The organism is Microbacterium sp. EYE_78, assembly GCF_023149035.1.
GTDB lineage: Bacteria > Actinomycetota > Actinomycetes > Actinomycetales > Microbacteriaceae > Microbacterium.
In genome coordinates this window covers 1,143,402-1,163,777 of sequence record NZ_JAHXMY010000002.1, presented here as the reverse complement: position 1 = coordinate 1,163,777, position 20,376 = coordinate 1,143,402, and the positions used below count along the sequence as shown (strand labels likewise).

Sequence of the window (20,376 nt, the reverse complement as noted above, 5' to 3'; positions counted from 1 at the left end):
AGGACGCGCGCCGATGCCCGAAGCGCTCGCCGTCTGGGAGAATGGGAAGGATATGTCCACGACCCTCGCTCCGCCCGCGCCGCTGCGCATCGGGCCCATCACCCTCGATGCGCCCGTCGTGCTGGCGCCGATGGCGGGCATCACCAACACCGCCTTCCGACGCCTGTGCCGCGAATACGGTGCCGGCCTCTACGTGAGCGAGATGATCACGACTCGCGCGCTCGTGGAGCGGAACGCCACGACCATGCGCCTGATCCGCCACCACGAGTCCGAGACCCCGCGGTCGATCCAGCTGTACGGTGTCGACCCCGCGACGGTCGAGGCCGCCGTCCGCATCATCGTCGAAGAGGACCACGCGGATCACGTGGACCTCAACTTCGGCTGCCCGGTCCCGAAGGTGACCCGCAAGGGCGGGGGAGCGGCCCTGCCCTGGAAGACCGAGCTCTTCCGGGAGATCGTCGAGCGCGCCGCGACGGCCGCGGGGTCGGTCCCGCTGACGGTGAAGATGCGCAAGGGCATCGACTCGGACCACCTCACGTACCTCGAGGCCGGCCGGATCGCCGAGGGCGCCGGTGTCGCCGCCGTCGCGCTGCACGCGCGGACGGCGTCGGAGTTCTACTCGGGGCACGCCGACTGGTCCGCGATCGCGAAGCTGAAGGAGACGGTGACGAGCGTCCCCGTCCTCGGCAACGGCGACATCTGGTCTGCGGAGGACGCCCGCCGCATGATGGCCGACACCGGCTGCGACGGGGTCGTCGTCGGACGGGGATGCCTCGGCCGCCCCTGGCTCTTCGGTGACCTCGCGCGCGAGCTCGGCACCGGGCACGCGGCCGACCCCGTCGACGCGACCCTCGGATTCGTCGCCGCGGCGTTCCGTCGCCATGCGGAACTCCTGGTGGAGTTCTTCGAGAGCGAGGACCGCGGCTGCCGCGACATCCGCAAGCACGTGGCGTGGTACTTCAAGGGGTATCCCGTGGGCGGCGATCTCCGCGCCAAGCTCGCGACGGTCTCGAGTCTCGACGAGATCGACGGGCTGCTCGCGACCCTCGACCTCGACGCGCCCTACCCCGGTGCCGCGGCCGAGGGTCAGCGCGGCCGCGCCGGCACACCCAAGCGGCCCGCCCTGCCCGACGGGTGGCTGGATTCCCGGGAGATCGGCCAAGCGGCATCCACCGCCCTCGCCGATGCGGAGCTCGACACCAGTGGCGGCTGAGTCGGCGGCCGCGGTCGGTGTCGCCTCCGGACGACCGACCGGTTACGACGACCACGACGCGGAGCGCTTCCACCCCGAACGGCACCGGTCGCTGCGCGACGGCTTCGCCCGCGACCGTGCCCGCGTGCTGCACTCGGCCGCCTTCCGGCGGCTCGCCGCCAAGACGCAGGTCCTGAGCCCCGCCAGCCCGGCGGACTTCGCCCGCAACCGCCTGACGCATTCGCTGGAGGTCGCGCAGGTGGGTCGCGAGCTCGCGATCTCGCTGCAGCTGTCGCCGGACGTCGTCGACACGGCCTGCCTCAGTCACGACCTCGGACACCCGCCCTTCGGACACAACGGCGAGCGCGCGCTCAACGACTGGGCCGAGGACATCGGCGGCTTCGAAGGCAACGCGCAATCGTTGCGCATCCTGGCCCGGCTCGAGCCGAAGGTGGTCGACGACGACGGCGAGAGGTTCGGGCTCAATCTGACGCGCGCAAGTCTCGATGCCACCTGCAAGTACCCGTGGGCCGAGGAGCACGCGATCCCGGACCCCGGCGGCCGTCAGAAGTTCGGCGTCTACGCCGAGGACGAGGCGGTCTTCCGGTGGATGCGACAGGGCGCGCCGGGTCGCGTCCGCTGCATCGAAGCCGAGGTCATGGACCTCTCCGACGACATCGCGTACTCGGTGCACGACTTCGAGGACGCCGTGCTCAACGGCTACCTCGACCCCCGCCGGCTCGCGGACGCTCGGGAGCGGGAATCGCTCCTGACGGCGATCCAGTCCTGGGTCGGCCTCGGGTTCAGCCGCGACGAGCTCGCCGACGCGCTGTACCGTCTCGTGCGACTGCCGGAGTGGATGACCGAGTACGACGGGACCCGGGCGTCGGTCGCGCGCCTCAAGAACCTGACGTCGGACTTCATCGGCCGCTTCGCGCGGGCCGCGACCGCCGCCACGCGCGAGCACTACGACTCGCCGGCGCTCACCCGTTACCGCGGGCGCATGATCGTCCCTCGCGTGATCGAGGCCGAGATGGCCGTCCTCAAGGGCACGATCGGCGCGTTCGTCGTGTCGATCGACGGTCGGAAGGGGCTCTACAAGGAGCAGCGGCGCGTCCTCAAGCGGCTCGCATCGGCGCTGATGGACAGGCCGGAGCACCTCGACCGGATCCACGCGGTCGATTTCGCCGCAGCGCAGACGGATGCTGAGCGCAAGCGCGTCGTCGTCGACCAGGTGGCGACGCTGACCGACCGATTCGCGATCGAGTGGCACTCCGCGCTCGTCGGCCCCGTCGATCTGCGCGAGCTGGGGCTGTGGCCTGCGGGATCGCGGGTCGTCGCGAACCCCGGCTACGCGTTGCCCGAACCCATCGAGGGGCTCTGATGGCCCGCATCCGTCAGGCAGACGTCGACGAGGTGAAGGCCCGCACCAACATCGTCGACATCGTCGGCGAGCGGGTGGCGCTGAAGTCCGCCGGCGTGGGATCGATGAAGGGGCTGTGTCCCTTCCACGACGAGCGGAGCCCGAGCTTCAACGTCCGCGCGCAGGCCGGGTACTACCACTGCTTCGGATGCGGCGAGTCCGGCGACGTCTACTCCTTCCTCCGCGCGATGGACCACCTGACCTTCACCGAGGCCGTCGAGCGCCTCGCCGCCCGCATCGGCTACCAGCTCCACTACGAGGACGGCGGGGCGGCGCCCGAGACGAGCGGCCGCACCCGGCTCTACCAGGCGAACACCGCGGCCGCCGAGTTCTACCGCTCGCAGCTCGCGAGTCCCGAAGCCGAGGCGGGGCGCCGCTTCCTGGGCGAGCGCGGCTTCGATGCCGGCGCCGCCGCGCACTTCGGCGTCGGCTACGCGCCGAAGGGGTGGAACAACCTCCGCGACGCACTGCGGTCGCAGGGCTTCACCGACGAGGAACTCTCGAACGCGGGCCTCGTCTCGCAGGGGCAGCGCGGCGTCTACGACCGGTTCCGTGGTCGCGTGGTGTGGCCGATCCGCGATCTCACCGGGCAGACGATCGGCTTCGGCGCGCGGAAGCTGTACGACGACGACCAGGGGCCGAAGTACCTCAACACACCGGAGACCGTCATCTACAAGAAGGCGCAGGTCCTCTACGGCCTCGACCTCGCGAAGAAGGACGTCTCGCGGTCCCACCGCGTCGTGGTCGTCGAGGGGTACACCGACGTGATGGCCTGCCATCTGGCGGGGGTCACGACGGCGATCGCCACATGCGGCACCGCATTCGGCTCCGATCACATCACCGTGCTCCGGCGGGTGATGGGCGACGACAGCGCATCGGGTGAGGTGATCTTCACGTTCGATCCGGATGCCGCCGGGCAGAAGGCCGCGCTCCGCGCCTTCTCGGAGGAGAAGCGCTTCGCAGCCCAGACCTACGTCGCGGTCGCGCCCGACGGGCTCGATCCGTGCGACCTGCGGCTGAACAGGGGCGACGGCGCCGTCCGGTCGCTGATGGACGCGAAGGCGCCGATGTTCGAGTTCGTCATCGATCAGAAGCTCGCGGGCTTCGACCTGGCCAGCGTCGAAGGCCGGGTGGGTGCGCTCCGCGCCGCGGCGCCGATCGTCGCCGAGATCCGCGATCCGTCACTGCGCCCGGGGTACACCCGTGTCCTCGCACGCAAGCTCGGCATGGACCTCGGCGAGGTGACCCCGGCCGTCGAGCGCGCCGCCCGCGGCAGTCGGACCTCCCGCGACAACGCCTCGCCGCCCGTCGAGGTGCCGGGGGCGGCATCAGATCAGGCGCCCACGGTCCGCGTCACGATCGCGACCCTGCCGCGCGACGCGTCCGTCGTCCTCGAGCGCGACGCGCTCATGGGGATCCTCCAGTACGGGCACGTCATCGACGCCGCCGAGGTGGATGCCGCCCTCGCACTGCCCATGCAGCATCCCGCCCTGGAGGCCGTGCGGCAGGCGATCACCGGCCAGCCCGACCGCTCCCGGGTCGGATGGTCCACCGCAGCCGTCGATGCCACGCGCGAGCCCTACCGGGGTCTCGCGGCCGAACTCCTGACGGCGACGTTCCCGGCGCTGACCGAGGCCGAGGCGAAGGCGTCGGCGTTCGCGATGTGCCGTCGGCTGCGCCTGCGGGCGATCGACCGTGAGAAGGCGGAACTCCTCGGGGCGGTGCAGCGGGTCCCCGCCGACTCGGAGGAGGGACGCGCGGTGCGCGTCGCGCTGCGGGATCTCGATCAGCGCCGTCGTGCCCTGGCCGACCTCGACTAGCGTCCGTCCGGTGCAGCGGGGAGGATGGAACGCGTGCCCCGCCTGATCGACTCCGATGCCGCCATCAGCTGCGACGACCTGTCGGTCGCCCGCTCGACAGCCGAGACGAGGGTGGTCGACGGGGTCGGGTTCCGGTTGCAGGCGGGGGAGGTCCTCGCCGTGATGGGCGCGACGGGATCCGGCAAGTCGAGCCTCGCCGCGTGCCTCGCGGGTGCGGACCCGCGGAGTCTGCGCGTCGTCGGCGGCACCGCCGAGGTCGCAGGCATCTCCCTGCGCGCGCGCGGCAAGGCGCGCCGCATCCGGTCGTACCGGACCGGGTACCTCGCGCAGGGCAGCAATTCCGCCCTCCCGTCGCGGCTGACGATCGCCGAGATCGTCGCCGAACCGATCACGGCTCGTGACCGGAAGGTGAACGACCGAGCGCTCGCGCTGCGGGTGGCGTCGCTCCTGGACGAGCTCCAGCTGCCGATCGGGGCGTCGGAGAAGTATCCGTACGAGTTGAGCTCGGGCATGCGGCAGCGGGTCGCCATCGCCCGCAGCCTCGTGCTCGACCCGGTCGTGATGATCGCCGACGAACCGTATGCGAACCTCGACGTCGATGTCCGACCTGCCGTCGCGGCGGCCCTCGGGCGGCGCGTCGCGGACGGCATGGCCCTGCTGGTCGTGACCAACGAACGCGACCTCGTCGAGGAGCTCGGCGCCCGCGTGCTCGTGCTCAGGGACGGGCATCCGATCGGCATCGGTCCGAGCCTGGATGCCCTGCTCTGGACACCTGACGAGGCGACACGCATCGGCGGCTGATGTCACGAACACCCCCGAGGCTTTGCTACGATTGTGGGGTTGCCCGCTCGCGGGGAACGGATGATCCTCGGTAGCTCAATTGGCAGAGCAATCGGCTGTTAACCGATAGGTTCTTGGTTCGAGTCCAAGCCGGGGAGCCAGCGATACGACGAAGCCCCCGGTGCACCCGGGGGCTTCGTCGTTCTCGGGATGCCGATGCCCTGCACTCAGTCTGTGAACGCCGATGCCTGCGCCGCGAATGCGTCGGCGTACCAGCCCCCGAGACGGAGCAGCTCCTCGTGCGTCCCTTCTCGGGCGCGGGAGGGCGACGTCACCTCGACGATGCGCGCGGCGCGGCGTGCCCACTGCATCCGGTGGGTGACGAGGATGACCGTCTTCCCCACCAGCAGCTGCATGACGCGGTCGAGCAGTTCGATCTCGCTGAGGGCGTCGAGGGCCGCCGTCGGTTCGTCGAGGACGACGATGTCAGCCGTGCGGGCGCGCAGGAGCAGGCGCGCGACCGCGAGCCGCTGCCACTGACCGCCGGACAGCTCCGTGGCCGTGTCGGTGCTGTCCCGGTGGAGCGGAGCGTCCAGCCCCGAGGGGAGCGAGCGCACCTTGTCGGACAGGCCGACCACGTCGAGCACCTCCCAGACGTCCGCGTCGTCATGGTTCCTCCCCGCCGTCACGTTCTCGCGCACCGAGAACGGGAACCGGGCGAAGTCCTGATGCATCACGGCGCGCTGACCGCGCGTGCCCAGCGAGACCGATCCGCGGTCGGGCTCCGACGTCTCGTCCAGGAGTCGGATCAGGGTGGATTTGCCGGCGCCGTTGGGCCCGACGACCACGTTGAGCGCGCGGGGTTCGAACCGACAGGTGAGGCGGTCGAGCGACGGAGCTGCGGCGCCCGGATAGGTGTAGACGGCCTCCCTCGTCCCCATCCACGACGCCTCGGCCGCGTCGAGCGGGGACTCCTCCTCGTGCGTCACGAACGCGAGGTAGGCCTGCAGGGGGCGCGTCACCTGCGCGAGGTCGCCGGCCGCCTGCACGAGCACAGCGAGCGAGGTGGTGACCTGGAGCAGCAGTCCGATCAGGATCACGAGATCGGCCGGGGAGGACTCCGCGGGGACGAGGGCGAAGAGCGCCGCTATGAGGATTCCGGTGCCCACGAGCGACCAGGCCGTCACGTGCACGGTCGTCCTGCGTCGGACAGCGCCGACCTCGCGGAGCAGTCGCGTCTGCGTCGCGAGCCACGAGCGACTCACCCACGGCGCGAGCTCGAACGAGCGGAGATCGCTCGCCGCCCGGGCGTCCGTGGCCGCATCCGCCAGACCTTCGCCGCGGAGCACGAGCGGCAGCCGCACCGATCTCGCATCCCAGGCGCGTCGGTACAGGGCGGACAGCCCGAACGCCAAGGGGAGGCCGCCGGCGACAGCGGCGAGTACGATCCACGGGCTGATGGACACCGCCGCGCCGGCCACCGGCGCGATGCCCGCAAGCGACGCCGTGATCAGGCCGAGGAGGACGGGGACGTTGACGAGCGCGGCGATCGCGCGCTCCGCCTCGGATCGGAGCCTGACGAGTTCCGGCTCCTCGAAGACCCGCAGCGTCCGCCAGAACGCGACCTTCGTCATCCAGCGGCGCCGCAGGACCATCGACGTCCGATCGCCGATCTGGCTCCGGAGTCCCGGGGAGACGGCGTCCGCGATGGTTCCGATCAGCAGGATCCCGCCCAGCCATGCCACGAGGACGGGCACCGGCGGCGGAGACGGGCCGACGGCCGTCGCGGTCAGGAGGATCAGACCTGCGGGCGCGAATCCGAACGCGATCTGCAGCACCAGGTAGATCGGCACGCTCGGGCCGAGCTCGGCCGCAAGGGAAGCGATCTCACGACGCCTGCTCGGATGCCCCGCCATCTCCTCATCCTGGTGCAGATCGACGGAGCCCGGCGGGGTTGTCCACGGGTCCGGGGGATCGATGATCGTCCTCCCGGACGATGGCGCCGGACCACACCCAGCAGCGCCGCTCCCGACCGCCGATGCGGAACCTGATCGCGGCGGCGCGATCGGTCCACATGCACAGCTCGGCCTCGACGATCGCCGGCTCGGGACCGAACCTCACCCATGCCCGCACCCGCGCCGGCCGCGGGTCGGTCGTCACCGGCGCGCGGTCGAGTCCGAGTTCCTCCGCGGTCAGGGATTGCAGGGTGCCGCGCGACGCGAGCCGCTCGAGAATGCGGTCGTCCATCCGCGCGTCGATGCTGGCCGCGTAGCGCCTGTTCGAACCCAACCGGCATCCCTCTCTCCGGCCGACGCTGTGATGGTACGCACGACCGCCGACACCGCCGTCACGCGTTCAGCTGCGCGAGGATCTCGGCATCGCCGGACCCGCTGGATGCCACGACCCTCCCGCCGTCGACGCGCAGGAAGACGAACTCCGCGACGTTGACGTGTCTGCGGGTGGGTGGGATGCCGCGCCACGGACCCGTGTGCGTCCCCCCGCCGCGGAGGTGTGCGGCGATGCGATCGTCTTCGGCCACGAGCTGGATCGCCTTCCAGCGCCAGTCGGGGAACCCGTGGAACAGGTCGGCGAGATCGTCCAGCCAGGCGTCCGCGCCGGCGGGCAGGTGCGCCCGCCGCACCGCGGGGTCGAGGAGATCCCGGATGGCACCCAGGTCGTGCCGGTTGCAGGCGTCGAGGTAGTCCTCGAACCACCCGTGCAGTTCCCACGGCTCCATGCCGCGCGACTCAGGCGTCGAGGTCGTCGACGCCCGGCATCCAGCTCTGTCCGGGCTTGCCCCAGCCGCGCTTGCGGGCGATCTTCTGGGTCGTCTTCCAGTCCGAGTCGTCGAGCCGGTCGATGTAGAGGATGCCGTTCAGGTGATCGAACTCGTGCTGCATGATGCGTGCGCGCCAGCCGTCCACGCGGATGTCGACCGGCGCGCCCTCGAGGTCGGTGCCCGTCACGCGCACCTCGTCGGAGCGGCGCAGTGCGAACCGCTCGCCGGGGAACGACAGGCATCCCTCCGACTCGTCGTCCGGGTCGGGGGAGCCGGGCTCGGGCGGGGTCATCCAGAGCTCGGGGTTCAAGATGACGCCGCGCCAGGGCGCACCGTCGTCGTCCTGGTAGGAGTACGTGAAGACCCGCAGGCCGACGCCGACCTGCGGAGCCGCGAGGCCGACGCCGGGCGCGGTGTCCATGGTCTCGAACATGTCCGCCACGAGCGTGCGGATCTCGTCGGTGACCTCGCCTACGGGCGAGGCGACGGAATGGAGGACGGGATCGCCCATGATGCGAATCGGAAGTACGGCCACGTCAGAAGCCTAACGACGCGGTCGGCCGGTATGGTCGAGGCGTGATGCTCCCCGGGACGCCGATCGACGACCTGACCGACGAGCTCGTCGGGGTGTTCGGCAACCCGGCGATCCTGATCGGGATCCCGCTCGCCGTCCTCGGTGCGGTCTTCATGTCCTTCGGGGCCCAATACCAGCACCGCGGTGTCCAGAAGGTCGAGCGTCTGACGGCGCAGGCCGGCGTGTCGGGCCTGACCGGCGGGCAGCTGCTGCGCCTGCTGCGTCGGCCGTCGTGGGTCCTCGGCACCGTCATGCTCGGTCTCGCCATCGTGTGCCAGCTCGCGGCGCTCTCCTTCGCGCCGCTCATCCTGGTCCAGCCCATCGGCGCGATCTCGCTGGTCATCACGACCCTGCTCAACGCTCGCGTCAGCGGCCACAAGCCGACGAGGCGCTCGATCACGTCGATCGCGCTGTGCGTGGGCGGCATCTTCATCTTCGTCACCGTCGCCGCGCTCTACGCGACCGAGCGTCCCATCAGCGACCCGCAGCTGCTGACCGTCCTGTGGATCCTCCTTGGCGTCGTCGTCGTCCTGGGGGTGCTGTGGGTGACGCTCCGCAAGCGGATGCGGGCGCTGTTCTACATCGTCGCCGCCGGCATCGTGTACGGCTTCGTCGCGACGCTCGCGAAGGTCGTCATCAACCGCATCTCGAACGGCGACTTCGAGTGGCTCACGGTGCTCTGCATCGTCGCGCTCCTGGCCGGCACCGCGATGGGCGCGTACTTCGTTCAGACGGCCTACTCGTCGGGTCCTCCGGACCTCGTGATCGCAGGGCTGACGGTGATCGACCCGATCGTCGCGATCGTCATCGGCCTGACCGTGCTGCAAGAGGCCAGCGGCGCGCCCGTCTGGGCGTACATCGGCTTCGTCTTCGCCGGTGCCCTCGCCATCGTGGGTGTGTTCCAGCTCGCGCGCTACCACCCGCAGGTGATCAGCGACAGCCAGGAAATCCCGATCGCGCGGGGCAGCGCGGAGTTCACCGACGGCAAGAGGCAGACCACGGGTTCCATCCGCCTCACCGAGACCGTGTCGAAGGTGTGGCCCGAGCCGCCGGTGAAGGACGAGGAACGACCGAAACGCTAGGCTCGTTCCCACAGGGGGCGGTGGCCAAGCTGGTCAAGGCAGCGGGCTCATAACCCGACGATCGTGGGTTCAAGTCCCACCCGCCCTACCGATCGCGGTGCTGCACCGCGTCGTACGACGGCTGCCGCAGTGCGCTGACCCAGGGATACATCCGTGCACCGGGGATGAGCCGACGACCGGCATCCGCTCGCATCGTGTCCGCCGCGTCAGTGCTTCGCAGGCGCAGGAGGGCGAAGGGATGCCACGCGCCTGACGGCGTCGCGTGGGCGAGCTCGAGCCACCACGAATCCCGCCGGAGCGCCGCTCCGAGCGCACGGAGTCCCGCCGGCAGCGGTGGGCCGACCGGATGTGCGCGCAGGAGCACGCCGCCCTGCTCGCCTCGGTAGGGCAGCAGGATGCCGAATGGACCGCTCGAGGGACGCCGGCGGGGGAGCAGCGCGAACCGCAGCGGGACGGTGGATCCGGTGGAGGCGAGTTCGATGTCCGCAGCGCCGGCCGCCGTCTGCACGCGGAGCGCGAGGCCGAGGACGTCGGGGAGGACATCGGGCAGACCGAGCGAGCGCGAGAATCGCGCCTCGACGTCATGTCGTTCCCCCGCCACCGGATCATCGATCCAGCGGATACCGGCTGTCTCGTCTCGGGGCAGCCAGTGGAGCGATCCCGCCAGCGCGAGCCCGCGGGAGTGGATCGGTCGGGGAGGGCGCACGCGCTGAAGGCCGACGAAGAAGGCGCGGAGGGCGAGACCGACAGAGGTCGCAGGAGAGCGGAGCACGCGGTCATCCGACCCCACGGATCGCATGCGGCGAACGGGGTTGCGGATGAGGACACCGCTGTGTCTCGAAACGTCAGGTCTTGGCGTCCTGAGCCGGGATGAACACCTGACGGACGATGAGCAGCAGCGACGCCGTCACCGGAATCGCCACGAGTGCGCCGAGGAGTCCCAGCAGCGTGCCGCCGACGAGCGCCCCGATGACGACGAGCGCACCGGGAACGGCGATGGTCCGGTTCATCACGCGCGGCGTCAGGAGGTACGCCTCGATCTGGATGTAGACGAGGTAGACGACCGCGAAGACGAGTGCAGGCGTGAACCCGTCGAGCAGCGCGAGCCCGGATGCGACGATCCAGAAGAGCACCGAGCCGATGAGCGGGATGAGGGTGAGGCAGAACGCGACGACCGCCATCAGCTGCGGGAACGGCAGACCGAGCAGCAGCTGGATGATGAACACGACGACCGCGTTGATGGCCGCGAGGATCACCATCCCGGCGAGGTACCCGCCCACGGACGCGGTGATCTGATCGGTGAGATCGCGGACGCTGGTGCGGCTGCGAGCCGGAGCGAGACGGACGAACCCCTCCTTCATCGCGGGGACCGACGCGATGAAGTACAGGCTGAGGACGATCACGATGATCACACCCGACACGCCCGTCGCGAGCGTCGTACCGACCTGGAGCAGGCCGCCGCCGATCGAGGCCAGATTCGCCGGATCCGACAGGAACCGCTGCAGCTCGGTGAGGAGGTCGTCGACGCGGTCGCCGAACGACCGCTCGATGAAGGCAGCGAACTCCGATGTGCGGAAGTCGTCGATCAGCGTCGGGAGGGATGTGACGAAGCCCGTCACCTGGTCGGTCACGGTCGGCGAGACCAGGACGACCACGAGACCGATCGCGGCGACGAAGGCGACGCAGACGATCACGATGGCCCACGCGCGTGCGATGCCTCGCTGCTCAAGACGCCCGACGACCGGCTCGAGACCGAGCGCGATGAAGAGGGCGCACGCCACGTAGATGAGGACGAGCGAGAGACTCGTGATCGCCAACCCGAGCGCCAGCGCGGCGAGACCGCCGAGCGTGACGAGGAACCCGGTGCCGAAGGGGCGGCGAAGCAGCGCCGCCCGTGCAGGCTCCCGCTCGTCCGAGACCGGCGCAGGCTGACCGTTCGACTTCCTCATTCCTGCCACTGTAGGGCTCCCGGGAATTTCCTTCCGGGACCCGCGTCACGGATGCGTGATCGCCGGGCCCTGCGGGAACGGCTCGTCGCCGCCCCGATCACGGTCGCCGTCCCCTGCGCGGGCGGCGTCCTCCTTCACCTCGTCGCTGGCTGCGTCCGTCGGAGGCGCGTCGTCCGCGTGAGCGTCGTCGGCGTCGCGGTGGTGGGGGGTCTTGTCGTTCATGGGGTTCCTTCCGTTCGTGTGTCCACACTCGCCCGGCGAGGGGCATCGGCACACGGGCTTGACGGATGATCGATGCCCGGGCACGGGGGCGCATGACACGGTTGTGATTCGAGGGCATCCTGGGCGATAATGGCGGCACAACCGGATATCCGGCCAGCACTCTCCATCAGGTCGTAGGGGAAGACGTACCTGAACGAAACGGAGAGATCGATGGCCACACCTCAGGCGCGCGGAGTGATCTACATCCACTCCGCGCCACGCGCGCTGTGCCCCCACCTCGAGTGGGCGGCCGGGCGCGCCCTCGGGCATGCCGTCAACTTCGAGTGGGCCGAGCAGCCCGTCCTCGACGGCAGTCGCAGAGCCGAGTTCTACTGGGAGGGTCCCGCCGGCACCGGCGCCGCCCTGGCCACCGCGATGCGCGGGTGGGAGCACCTCCGGTACGAGGTGAGCGAAGACCCCACCCCCCGCAGCGACGGTGGCCGGTGGCTCCACACCCCGAGCCTCGGCATCCACTACGCGCAGACCGACTCGGCCGGCAACGTCGTCATCGGCGAGGACAGGCTGCGGTACGCCATGGAGATCGCGGCCGGCGACATCCACGAACTCCAGCGCGAGCTCGACGTCGCTCTCGGCGCAGCCTGGGACGACGAGCTCGAACCGTTCCGGCACGCGAGCGACGACGCGCCGGTCGTCTGGCTCCACAAGGTCGGCTGAGACGATCCCGCCCGGCCCGACACTTCACAACAGCACAGACCTTCAGGCGGGCGACCCGCAGCAGCGGCGACGTCATGACCGGCTCCGGACAGCTTCCCGGGGACCGGGGGGACGTCGGCCCGCCTGATACACGACAGACGCCCCCGGTGGCTTCCCGGGGGCGTCTGTCGTGTGTCGGTCAGACCGAGCGGAACGCCACGACCGCGTTGTGCCCGCCGAAGCCGAACGAGTTGCTGATCGCGAGCTGATCGCCCTCCCCGAGCGAGACGCCCTCGCCCGACAGGCGGAACGGGACCGCCGGGTCCGGCTCGGTGATGTTGATCGTGGGCGGCGCGACACGGTCTCGGATCGCGAGGACGGTGAACATCGCCTCGAGCGCACCGGTGCCGCCGAGGAGGTGGCCGGTGGCGGCCTTGGTCGCCGAGACCGGCATCTCATCGATGCGGTCGCCGAAGACGGACTTCAGCGCGACGTACTCGTTCGGGTCGCCCACGGGGGTCGAGGTCGCGTGGGCGTTGACGTGGGTGACGTCGGCGGGTGAGGCATCCGCCATGTCGAGCGCGAGGCGCACGGCGCGAGCGGCGCCCGTCCCCTCGGGGTCGTTGGCGGTGATGTGGTACGAGTCCGCCGTCACGCCGCCGCCGACGAGTTCGGCGTAGATCTTCGCGCCGCGGGCCTTCGCGTGCTCCTCGGTCTCGAGGATGAGGACGGCGGCACCCTCGCCCATGACGAAGCCGTCGCGGTCGATGCTGCCGGGGCGGGATGCCGTCTCGGGCGAGTCGTTGCGTCGCGAGAGCGCCTGCATCGACGCGAACGACGCGATCGTGATCGGGTGGATGGCCGACTCCGTACCGCCGGCGATCACGATGTCGGCGAGCCCGGCGCGCATGTGCTCGAGGGCGTTGACGAGCGACTCCGTGCTCGACGCGCAGGCGCTGGCGAAGGTACGGGCGTACGCGCGTGCGCCGAAGTGCAGCGACAGGTTGCCCGCGGCGGCGTTCGGCATGAGCATGGGCACGGTCATCGGCATGACCCGCCGCGGCCCCTTCTCGCGCAGCGTGTCCCAGGCGTCGAGCAGCGTCCAGACGCCGCCGATGCCGGTGGCGAACTCGACGCCCAGACGCTCGGGATCCACCTCGGGTGCGCCGGCGTCCTCCCAGGCCTCCTTCGCGGCGACCATCGCCAGCTGCGACGACGGATCGAGGCGCTTGGCGATGGGGCGCTCCAGCACCGTGTCCGGGCGCACCTTGGCCTCGGCGGCGAAGGTGACGGGCAGCTGATACTGCTCGACCCAGTCGTGCTCGAGCGTGCGGGCGCCCGACTCTCCGGCGAGGAGGGCGTCCCAGCTCTCGCCGGCGGTGCCGCCGATGGGGGAGGTCGCACCGATGCCGGTGACGAAGATTCGCGTGTTGCTCATGGTTCCCTCGTGCTGCTCCGGTGGGGGCGCACCCCCACCGGACGCGCGGATCAGGCCTGGTTGGACGAGATGTAGGTGACGGCGTCGCCGACGGTCTTGAGGTTCTTGACCTCGTCGTCGGGAATGGTGACGCCGAACTTCTCCTCGGCGTTGACGACGATCGTCATCATCGAGATCGAGTCGATGTCGAGGTCGTCCGTGAAGGACTTCTCGAGCGCGACCTCGTCGGCCGAGATGCCGGTCTCGTCGGTGATGAGCTCGGCCAGGCCGGCGAGGACCTCGTCGTTCGTGAATGCCATGGGATTTCTCCTTCTGTGGGGGTCGGGCCCAGCCGGGCCGGTTGTCAGTTTAGGTGCGGGTCGGGCGTGGTCACGGGAGGACGACGACCTGGGCGCCGAACACGAGTCCCGCGCCGAAGCCGATCTGCAGCGCGAGTCCGCCGCTGAGCTCGGGGTGCTCTTCGAGCAGACGGTGCGTGGCGAGCGGGATGGATGCCGCCGAGGTGTTGCCCGTGGTCTCGATGTCACGCCCGATCACCACGGTGTCGGGCAGCTTCAGCTGCTTCGCGAACTCGTCGATGATGCGCATGTTCGCCTGGTGAGGCACGAAGGCGGCGAGGTCGTCGGGTGTGATGCCCGCGGCCTCGATCGCCTGGCGGGCGACCTTCACCATCTCCCAGACGGCCCAGCGGAAGACCGTCGGGCCCTCCTGTCGGAGCGTCGGCCAGGGCGCCGCGCCGTCGCGGAACTCGGTCAGCGTGTGGTTCATGCCCACGGCATCCGCCTTCGATCCGTCCGATCCCCAGACGGTCGGGCCGATGCCGGGTGCGTCGCTCGGGCCGATGACGACGGCGCCCGCGCCGTCACCGAGGAGGAACGAGATCGAGCGATCGGTCGGATCGACGACGTCGCTGAGCTTCTCGGTGCCGATGACGACGGCGTACGTCGCGGCGCCTGCGCGGATGAGCGCGTCGGCCTGCGCGACGCCGTAGGCGAAGCCCGCGCACGCGGCGTTCAGGTCGTAGGCGGCCGCCGGGTTCGCGCCCACGCGGTCGGCGACGATCGCCGACACCGAAGGCGTCTGCTTCGGGTTGGAGATCGTCGCCACGATGACGGCGTCGACCTGCTCGGGGGAGATGCCCGACCGCTCGATCGCTTCGGCCGCCGCGTCCGTGGCGAGGTCGATCGCGTCGGTGCCCGCGTTCGCGCGCACGCGGGTGACGATGCCGGTGCGCTGGCGGATCCACTCGTCGCTCGAGTCGATGGGACCGATGAGGTCCTCATTGGGGACGGCGTTCTCGCCCCGCGCCGCGCCGTACGAGTAGATGCGGGTGTGGGCGGGCCCGGTGGGCTGGACGAGCTGGGGGGTCATGCGTTCTCTCCGGTCAGCAGCCCGGCCGCGGCCGGAAGGTCGTCGGGTGTCTTCACGGCGACCGACGGTACCCCGCGAAGACCGCGTTTGGCGAGTCCGACGAGCGTGCCCGCGGGGGCCAGTTCGACGATGCCGGTGACACCGGCCGCGGCGAACGACGACATGCAGAGGTCCCAGCGGACGGGGTTCGCGACCTGCGCGACGAGCAGGTCGACCGCGGCGCGACCGTCGGTCACGACGCCGCCGTCGCGGTTGCTCCAGAGGGTGAGGGCGGGGGCGGATGCCTCGACGTCGGCGGCGGCCGTGCGGAGGATCTCGACAGCGGGAGCCATGAATCGCGTGTGGAACGCACCCGCCACCTGCAGTGGGATCACGCGGGTGCCTCGCGGCGCGTCTGCCGCGAGCTCGCCGAGCGCGGGCAGCGACCCGGCGGCGACGATCTGCCCGCCGCCGTTGTAGTTCGCCGGCGTGAGGTCCAGCGCCTCGAGCCGCTCGAGGACGACGGCCTCGTCACCGCCGAGGACGGCGCTCATCCCGGTCGCCTCCAGGCCGGCAGCCTCCGCCATGGCGCGGCCTCGGATGCCGACCAGACGCATGCCGTCGGCGGCCGTCAGCACGCCCGCGGCCACGAGTGCGGCGATCTCGCCGACGGAGTGTCCGGCGACGCCCGCCGGCGTCGTACCCGACTCGGTGAGCGCCTGCCAGGACAGCAGGCTCGCCGCGACGATGAGGGGCTGGGCGACCTGGGTGTCGCGGATGCGGTCGGCATCCCATGCCGTTCCGGCGGCGATGAGGTCGACTCCGGCGTACTCGGAATACTCCTCGAGGAGGGCGCGGGAGCCCTCGCGGTCGAGCCACGGCGTGAGGAAGCCCGGGGTCTGCGAACCCTGGCCGGGGAAGACGGCGATGATCACGATGTCCATCCTTGCAAGTCCGGTGGCGGCCCCGCTGTCGGAGGCCGCACAAGAAACCTCGCACCCTTTGTGCGCGGCGTACAGAACGGTGGGGGAGCTGTGCTCAGCCTCGCCGTCCACCGACCGAGCGACGCCGCGTGACGTCGCCGCCGATCGACCCCAGGATCAATGCGGTCTGGAGGATGAGCGCCTCGCGCGGTCCGGTTGCGTCCCACCCGATCACGTCCGAGACGCGCTTCAGTCGGTACCGCACCGTGTTCGGGTGGACGAACAGCTCGCGGGCGGTCGCTTCGAGGGATCGTCCGTTGTCGAGGTAACTCCAGAGCGTCGTCACCAGATCGGTCGAGTGCGCCTGCAGCGGGCGGTAGATGCGCTCGATCAGGGTCGCCTTCGCGAGGGGGTCGCCCGCGAGCGCGCGCTCGGGCAGCAGATCGTCCGCGTCGACGGGGCGGGGGGCGTGCCGCCAGGACTTCGCGACCGCGAAACCCGCCAGTGCCCCGCGGGCGCTCAGCCCCGCGTCGAGCAGGGCAGGCGCTGTGGGGCCGAGGACGAGATGACCGTTGCCGAACCCTGGTTCGAGGCGGGTGGCGATCTCCGAGAACGCGAGCTCCTCGGCATCCTCCCGCCCGCTCTGATCGGCTCGTCCGATGACGAGGACCAGACGCGACCCCTGCACGCCGATCAGGACGTCGACGCCGAGTTTGCGTGCCGTCCGACGGAGCTGGTCCACGTCCAGCTGCGGAGGCGTGGTGCCCACGAGGACGGCGACCTCCCCGTGACCGTGCCAGCCGAGCGCCGCGATGCGGCTGGGAAGCTCCTCGTCGGCCTCTCCGGTGAGGATCGAGTCCACGACGAGCGCCTCGAGCCGGGCATCCCACAGGCCGCGCGCCTCAGCGGCGCGGGCATAGACGTCCGCCGCGGCGAAGGCGACCTCGCGGGAGTACAGCAGGATGCTCTCCCGCAGGCCGTTGCCGCGCCCCGCGACCCGCTGCTCGGTCGTCTCGACCGTCACGCGGATGAGCTGCAGTGTCTGCGTCAGGCTGATGCTGCGCAGCAGCTCCCGCGGTGCGGACGCGAAGATGTCCGCAGCGATCCACGGCGTCGAGTTCGGGTCGTCGTACCAGTCGATGAACGACGAGATCCCCGACTGCGCGACGAGACCGACCGCCGACCGCCGCCCCGGAGGCATCTCGCCGTACCAGGGCAGCGAGTCCTCGAGGCGTCGGAGGGTCGTGGTCGCCAGATCCCCCGAGATGCGGCGGAGCCACGCGAGTGTCTCCGCCTTCTCCTGGGCGGTCGGTCGATCGGTCATCGGCGGTGTCAGGCCTCGCCGCCCGCGTTGCCGGAGGTGCCGGCGTTGACGTCGTGCAAGCGGTACTTCTCGATCGCCTGCGCCGACAGGGACCGGTCGATCACACCTTCCTCAGCCAGTGACTGCAGCGTGCGCACCACGATCGACGGTCCGTCGATCTTGAACTGACGGCGTGCCGCGGCACGGGTGTCGGAGAAGCCGAACCCGTCGGCGCCCAGGGTCGCGTAGCGACGCGGCATCCACTGACGGATCTGGTCCTGGACGGCGTGCATGAAGTCGCTCACGGCCACGATGGGGCCCTCCGAGTCGCGCAGCTTCTCGGTGATGTACGCGGTCCAGGGCTCCTCGGTGGGGTGGAGGAAGTTGTGCTCGTCCGCGGCCAGGCCGTCGCGACGGAGCTCGGTCCAGCTCGTGACCGACCACACGTCGGCGACGACGCCCCAGTCTTCCCTCAGCAGTTTCTGCGCCTCGTGCGCCCATGCGAGACCGACACCCGACGAGAGGATCTGGGCGCGGTGGCCCTCGCCCTCACCGACGGAGACGCGGTGGATGCCGCGGACGATGCCGTCCACATCCACGTCCTCGGGCTCCTTCGGCTGCACGATCGGCTCGTTGTAGACCGTGATGTAGTACATGACGTTCGGGTCGGGGTGCTCGCCGCCGTACATGCGCTCGAGTCCGGACTGCACGATGTGCGCGATCTCGTAGCCGTAGGCCGGGTCGTACGACACGGTCGCGGGGTTGGTCGAGGCGAGCAGGTGCGAATGGCCGTCGGCGTGCTGCAGGCCTTCACCGGTGAGCGTCGTGCGACCGGCGGTCGCGCCGATGATGAAACCGCGCGCCATCTGGTCGCCGGCGGCCCACTGCGCGTCGCCCGTGCGCTGGAACCCGAACATCGAGTAGAAGACGTAGACCGGGATGAGCGGCTCGCCGTGCGTCGCGTAGGACGTGCCGACGCCAGTGAACGCGGCGAGGGCGCCGGCCTCGTTGATGCCGACGTGCATGATCTGGCCCTGCGGGCTCTCCTTGTAGGCGAGCAGCAGCTCCCGGTCGACCGACGTGTAGTTCTGGCCGTTCGGGTTGTAGATCTTCGCCGTCGGGAAATACGCGTCCATGCCGAACGTGCGTGCCTCATCGGGGATGATCGGCACGATGCGGTGGCCGAAGTCCTTCGCGCGCAGCAGGTCCTTGAGCAGGCGCACGAAGGCCATCGTGGTGGCGACCTCCTGCGTACCGGATCCCTTCTTCGGCAGCGCGTAGACGCTGTCGTCCGGGAGCGACAGCGAGGTGTGCGTGCTGCGGCGCTGGGGGAGCGTCCCGCCCAGGGCGCGACGACGCTCGACCATGTACTTGATGGTCTCGTCCTCGGCACCCGGGTGGTAGTACGGCGGCTCGTAGGGGTTCTCCTCGAGCTGGGCGTCCGTCAGCGGGATGTGCATCTGGTCGCGGAACAGCTTGAGGTCGTCGAGGGTCATCTTCTTCATCTGGTGCGTCGCGTTGCGCCCCTCGAAGTGCGGACCGAGACCGTACCCCTTGACCGTCTTCGCGAGGATGACGGTGGGCTGGCCCTTGTGCTCGACGGCCGCCTTGTATGCGGCGTAGACCTTGCGGTAGTCGTGGCCGCCGCGCTTGAGGTTCCAGATCTGCTCGTCCGAGTAGTCCTTCACGAGGGCCGCAGCGCGCTCGTCGCGACCGAAGAAGTGCTCGCGGACGAAGGCGCCGTTCTCGGCCTTGTAGGTCTGGAAGTCGCCGTCGGGGGTGACGTTCATCAGGTTGCGGAGGGCGCCGTCGCTGTCGCGGGCGAGGAGGTCGTCCCACTCGCGGCCCCACACGACCTTGATGACGTTCCACCCCGCGCCGCGGAAGAAGCTCTCGAGCTCCTGGACGATCTTGCCGTTGCCTCGGACGGGGCCGTCCAGACGCTGGAGGTTGCAGTTGACGACGAAGGTCAGGTTGTCGAGTCCCTCGTTGGCGGCAACCTGGAGCTGGCCGCGGCTCTCGACCTCGTCCATCTCGCCGTCGCCGAGGAAGGCCCAGACGTGGGAGTCCGAGACGTCCTTGATGCCGCGGTTCGTCAGGTACTTGTTGGTCATCGCCTGGTAGATCGCGTTGATCGGACCGAGGCCCATCGAGACCGTGGGGAACTGCCAGTAGTCCTGCATGAGCCGCGGGTGCGGGTAGGACGGCAGTCCGTTCGGGGCGGCGGACGCCTCCTGGCGGAAGCCGTCGAGCTGCTCGCTGGTGAGCCCGCCCTCGAGGAACGACCGCGCGTACATGCCGGGGGAGGCGTGACCCTGGAAGAAGATCTGGTCGCCGCCGCTCTCGTGCTCGGGGCCGCGGAAGAAGTGGTTGAAGCCCACCTCGTAGAGCGCAGCGGAGGACGCGTAGGTCGAGATGTGACCGCCGACGCCGATGCCGGGGCGCTGCGCGCGGTGGACGGTGATCGCCGCGTTCCAGCGGATCCAGCTGCGGTAGCGGCGCTCGATCTCCTCGTCGCCGGGGAAGTCGGGCTCGCTGTCGGGCGCGATCGTGTTGATGTAGTCCGTCGTGGGGACCTGGGGGACGTTCAGGTGGAGCTCGCGGGAACGCTGCAGGAGGCTCAGCATGACCTCGCGGCCGCGGCCGGCGCCCCGGGCGTCGACGAGCTGCTGCAGGGATTCCTGCCACTCCGACGTCTCTTCCGGGTCGCTGTCCTGCGGGCCCTGCGAGTACGGATCCTGATCGTTGACAGTCACAAGAGGCCTTTCGTCGCCTGGCAGATCGTGCCAGGAAGGAGGGATCGGGCGGATGTGGGCTTGTTCGCCTCGCACAACTCGCTTGTCCTCAG

General features: G+C 70.3%; 19 protein-coding genes and 2 tRNA genes. 8 read left to right on the top strand and 13 right to left on the bottom strand.

What is annotated here, in order from left to right; translation table 11 throughout:
- Window positions 1-52: 52 nt before the first annotated feature.
- The 5 genes from dusB to KZX17_RS12750 all read left to right on the top strand — a co-directional run bounded on the left by dusB (window position 53) and on the right by KZX17_RS12750 (window position 5,376).
- The gene (gene dusB, locus KZX17_RS12770) at window positions 53-1,213 is read left to right on the top strand and encodes a tRNA dihydrouridine synthase DusB (RefSeq protein WP_248174247.1); all 1,161 of its coding nucleotides are present in this window, start codon (window positions 53-55) and stop codon (window positions 1,211-1,213) included.
- Window positions 1,185-2,576 (top strand): deoxyguanosinetriphosphate triphosphohydrolase, encoded by a 1,392-nt coding sequence (locus tag KZX17_RS12765; RefSeq protein WP_248174245.1) that lies wholly within the window; start codon window positions 1,185-1,187, stop codon window positions 2,574-2,576. Before dusB ends, KZX17_RS12765 begins: the two co-directional genes overlap by 29 nt.
- Window positions 2,576-4,435, top strand: coding sequence for a DNA primase (gene dnaG / locus KZX17_RS12760; protein WP_248174243.1), 1,860 nt, complete (start codon window positions 2,576-2,578; stop codon window positions 4,433-4,435). The genes KZX17_RS12765 and dnaG overlap by 1 nt, the downstream gene beginning before the upstream one ends.
- A 42-nt stretch (window positions 4,436-4,477) precedes the next feature.
- Window positions 4,478-5,236, top strand: a complete 759-nt coding sequence (locus KZX17_RS12755; RefSeq protein WP_282443711.1) for an ATP-binding cassette domain-containing protein — start codon at window positions 4,478-4,480, stop codon at window positions 5,234-5,236.
- A 64-nt stretch (window positions 5,237-5,300) separates the two neighbouring features.
- Window positions 5,301-5,376 (top strand) — tRNA-Asn (locus tag KZX17_RS12750).
- A gap of 66 nt (window positions 5,377-5,442) precedes the next feature.
- On the opposite strand, the gene KZX17_RS12745 is transcribed toward KZX17_RS12750, so the two are convergent.
- The 4 genes from KZX17_RS12745 to def form a co-directional block, all read right to left on the bottom strand.
- On the bottom strand, window positions 5,443-7,131 hold the full coding sequence (locus KZX17_RS12745; protein ID WP_248174239.1) for an ABC transporter ATP-binding protein: 1,689 nt from the start codon (window positions 7,129-7,131) through the stop codon (window positions 5,443-5,445).
- A 4-nt stretch (window positions 7,132-7,135) separates the two neighbouring features.
- Window positions 7,136-7,462 carry a hypothetical protein gene (locus KZX17_RS12740; protein ID WP_248175569.1) on the bottom strand — a complete coding sequence of 109 codons (327 nt, stop codon included), beginning with the start codon at window positions 7,460-7,462 and terminating at the stop codon, window positions 7,136-7,138.
- A gap of 100 nt (window positions 7,463-7,562) precedes the next feature.
- Window positions 7,563-7,952 carry an ester cyclase gene (locus KZX17_RS12735; RefSeq protein ID WP_248174235.1) on the bottom strand — a complete coding sequence of 130 codons (390 nt, stop codon included), beginning with the start codon at window positions 7,950-7,952 and terminating at the stop codon, window positions 7,563-7,565.
- 10 nt (window positions 7,953-7,962) lie between these two features.
- On the bottom strand, window positions 7,963-8,529 hold the full coding sequence (gene def, locus KZX17_RS12730) for a peptide deformylase (protein ID WP_248174233.1): 567 nt from the start codon (window positions 8,527-8,529) through the stop codon (window positions 7,963-7,965).
- Window positions 8,530-8,573: 44 nt separating this feature from the next.
- On the opposite strand from def, the gene KZX17_RS12725 reads away from it, so the two are divergent.
- Both KZX17_RS12725 and KZX17_RS12720 read left to right on the top strand, forming a co-directional pair.
- Complete coding sequence (locus tag KZX17_RS12725; RefSeq protein WP_248174849.1) at window positions 8,574-9,650, top strand: DMT family transporter; 1,077 nt, start codon at window positions 8,574-8,576, stop codon at window positions 9,648-9,650.
- A 14-nt stretch (window positions 9,651-9,664) separates the two neighbouring features.
- Window positions 9,665-9,738: transfer RNA gene (locus KZX17_RS12720), tRNA-Ile, on the top strand.
- On the opposite strand, the gene KZX17_RS12715 is transcribed toward KZX17_RS12720, so the two are convergent.
- The 3 genes from KZX17_RS12715 to KZX17_RS12705 all read right to left on the bottom strand — a co-directional run bounded on the left by KZX17_RS12715 (window position 9,736) and on the right by KZX17_RS12705 (window position 11,821).
- A complete protein-coding gene (locus KZX17_RS12715; protein WP_248174231.1) occupies window positions 9,736-10,422 on the bottom strand; it encodes a hypothetical protein in 687 nt (228 codons plus the stop codon). The genes KZX17_RS12720 and KZX17_RS12715 overlap by 3 nt on opposite strands.
- A gap of 73 nt (window positions 10,423-10,495) precedes the next feature.
- Complete coding sequence (locus KZX17_RS12710; RefSeq protein WP_248174229.1) at window positions 10,496-11,599, bottom strand: AI-2E family transporter; 1,104 nt, start codon at window positions 11,597-11,599, stop codon at window positions 10,496-10,498.
- Window positions 11,600-11,644: 45 nt separating this feature from the next.
- The gene (locus KZX17_RS12705; protein WP_248174227.1) at window positions 11,645-11,821 is read right to left on the bottom strand and encodes a hypothetical protein; all 177 of its coding nucleotides are present in this window, start codon (window positions 11,819-11,821) and stop codon (window positions 11,645-11,647) included.
- A 210-nt stretch (window positions 11,822-12,031) separates the two neighbouring features.
- On the opposite strand from KZX17_RS12705, the gene KZX17_RS12700 reads away from it, so the two are divergent.
- On the top strand, window positions 12,032-12,535 hold the full coding sequence (locus tag KZX17_RS12700; RefSeq protein WP_248174225.1) for a DUF3145 domain-containing protein: 504 nt from the start codon (window positions 12,032-12,034) through the stop codon (window positions 12,533-12,535).
- A 178-nt stretch (window positions 12,536-12,713) separates the two neighbouring features.
- Here the strand turns inward: KZX17_RS12700 and KZX17_RS12695 are convergent, their stop codons facing one another.
- The 6 genes from KZX17_RS12695 to aceE all read right to left on the bottom strand — a co-directional run bounded on the left by KZX17_RS12695 (window position 12,714) and on the right by aceE (window position 20,284).
- Window positions 12,714-13,952 (bottom strand): beta-ketoacyl synthase, encoded by a 1,239-nt coding sequence (locus KZX17_RS12695; RefSeq protein ID WP_248174223.1) that lies wholly within the window; start codon window positions 13,950-13,952, stop codon window positions 12,714-12,716.
- Window positions 13,953-14,002: 50 nt separating this feature from the next.
- Entirely contained in the window at window positions 14,003-14,251 is a 249-nt protein-coding gene (locus tag KZX17_RS12690; protein ID WP_065570643.1) for an acyl carrier protein, read from the bottom strand.
- A gap of 70 nt (window positions 14,252-14,321) precedes the next feature.
- Window positions 14,322-15,323, bottom strand: a complete 1,002-nt coding sequence (locus KZX17_RS12685) for a beta-ketoacyl-ACP synthase III (RefSeq protein ID WP_248174221.1) — start codon at window positions 15,321-15,323, stop codon at window positions 14,322-14,324.
- The gene (locus KZX17_RS12680) at window positions 15,320-16,237 is read right to left on the bottom strand and encodes an ACP S-malonyltransferase (protein WP_248174219.1); all 918 of its coding nucleotides are present in this window, start codon (window positions 16,235-16,237) and stop codon (window positions 15,320-15,322) included. Before KZX17_RS12680 ends, KZX17_RS12685 begins: the two co-directional genes overlap by 4 nt.
- A gap of 103 nt (window positions 16,238-16,340) precedes the next feature.
- Window positions 16,341-17,549, bottom strand: a complete 1,209-nt coding sequence (locus tag KZX17_RS12675) for a CdaR family transcriptional regulator (protein ID WP_248174217.1) — start codon at window positions 17,547-17,549, stop codon at window positions 16,341-16,343.
- Between the two features lie 8 nt (window positions 17,550-17,557).
- The gene (aceE, locus tag KZX17_RS12670; protein WP_248174215.1) at window positions 17,558-20,284 is read right to left on the bottom strand and encodes a pyruvate dehydrogenase (acetyl-transferring), homodimeric type; all 2,727 of its coding nucleotides are present in this window, start codon (window positions 20,282-20,284) and stop codon (window positions 17,558-17,560) included.
- Window positions 20,285-20,376: the final 92 nt, after the last annotated feature.

Excerpts from the sequence above, each read along its gene's own strand:
- KZX17_RS12695 (WP_248174223.1), bottom strand. The coding sequence starts at position 13,952 with ATGAGCAACACGCGAATCTTCGTCACCGGCATCGGTGCGACCTCCCCC.
- KZX17_RS12765 (WP_248174245.1), top strand. The coding sequence starts at position 1,185 with ATGCGGAGCTCGACACCAGTGGCGGCTGAGTCGGCGGCCGCGGTCGGT.
- KZX17_RS12690 (WP_065570643.1), bottom strand. The coding sequence starts at position 14,251 with ATGGCATTCACGAACGACGAGGTCCTCGCCGGCCTGGCCGAGCTCATC.
- KZX17_RS12675 (WP_248174217.1), bottom strand. The coding sequence starts at position 17,549 with ATGACCGATCGACCGACCGCCCAGGAGAAGGCGGAGACACTCGCGTGG.
- dusB (WP_248174247.1), top strand. The coding sequence starts at position 53 with ATGTCCACGACCCTCGCTCCGCCCGCGCCGCTGCGCATCGGGCCCATC.
- KZX17_RS12710 (WP_248174229.1), bottom strand. The coding sequence starts at position 11,599 with ATGAGGAAGTCGAACGGTCAGCCTGCGCCGGTCTCGGACGAGCGGGAG.
- KZX17_RS12685 (WP_248174221.1), bottom strand. The coding sequence starts at position 15,323 with ATGACCCCCCAGCTCGTCCAGCCCACCGGGCCCGCCCACACCCGCATC.
- KZX17_RS12705 (WP_248174227.1), bottom strand. The coding sequence starts at position 11,821 with ATGAACGACAAGACCCCCCACCACCGCGACGCCGACGACGCTCACGCG.
- KZX17_RS12740 (WP_248175569.1), bottom strand. The coding sequence starts at position 7,462 with ATGGACGACCGCATTCTCGAGCGGCTCGCGTCGCGCGGCACCCTGCAA.
- dnaG (WP_248174243.1), top strand. The coding sequence starts at position 2,576 with ATGGCCCGCATCCGTCAGGCAGACGTCGACGAGGTGAAGGCCCGCACC.
- KZX17_RS12745 (WP_248174239.1), bottom strand. The coding sequence starts at position 7,131 with ATGGCGGGGCATCCGAGCAGGCGTCGTGAGATCGCTTCCCTTGCGGCC.
- KZX17_RS12725 (WP_248174849.1), top strand. The coding sequence starts at position 8,574 with ATGCTCCCCGGGACGCCGATCGACGACCTGACCGACGAGCTCGTCGGG.
- KZX17_RS12700 (WP_248174225.1), top strand. The coding sequence starts at position 12,032 with ATGGCCACACCTCAGGCGCGCGGAGTGATCTACATCCACTCCGCGCCA.
- KZX17_RS12735 (WP_248174235.1), bottom strand. The coding sequence starts at position 7,952 with ATGGAGCCGTGGGAACTGCACGGGTGGTTCGAGGACTACCTCGACGCC.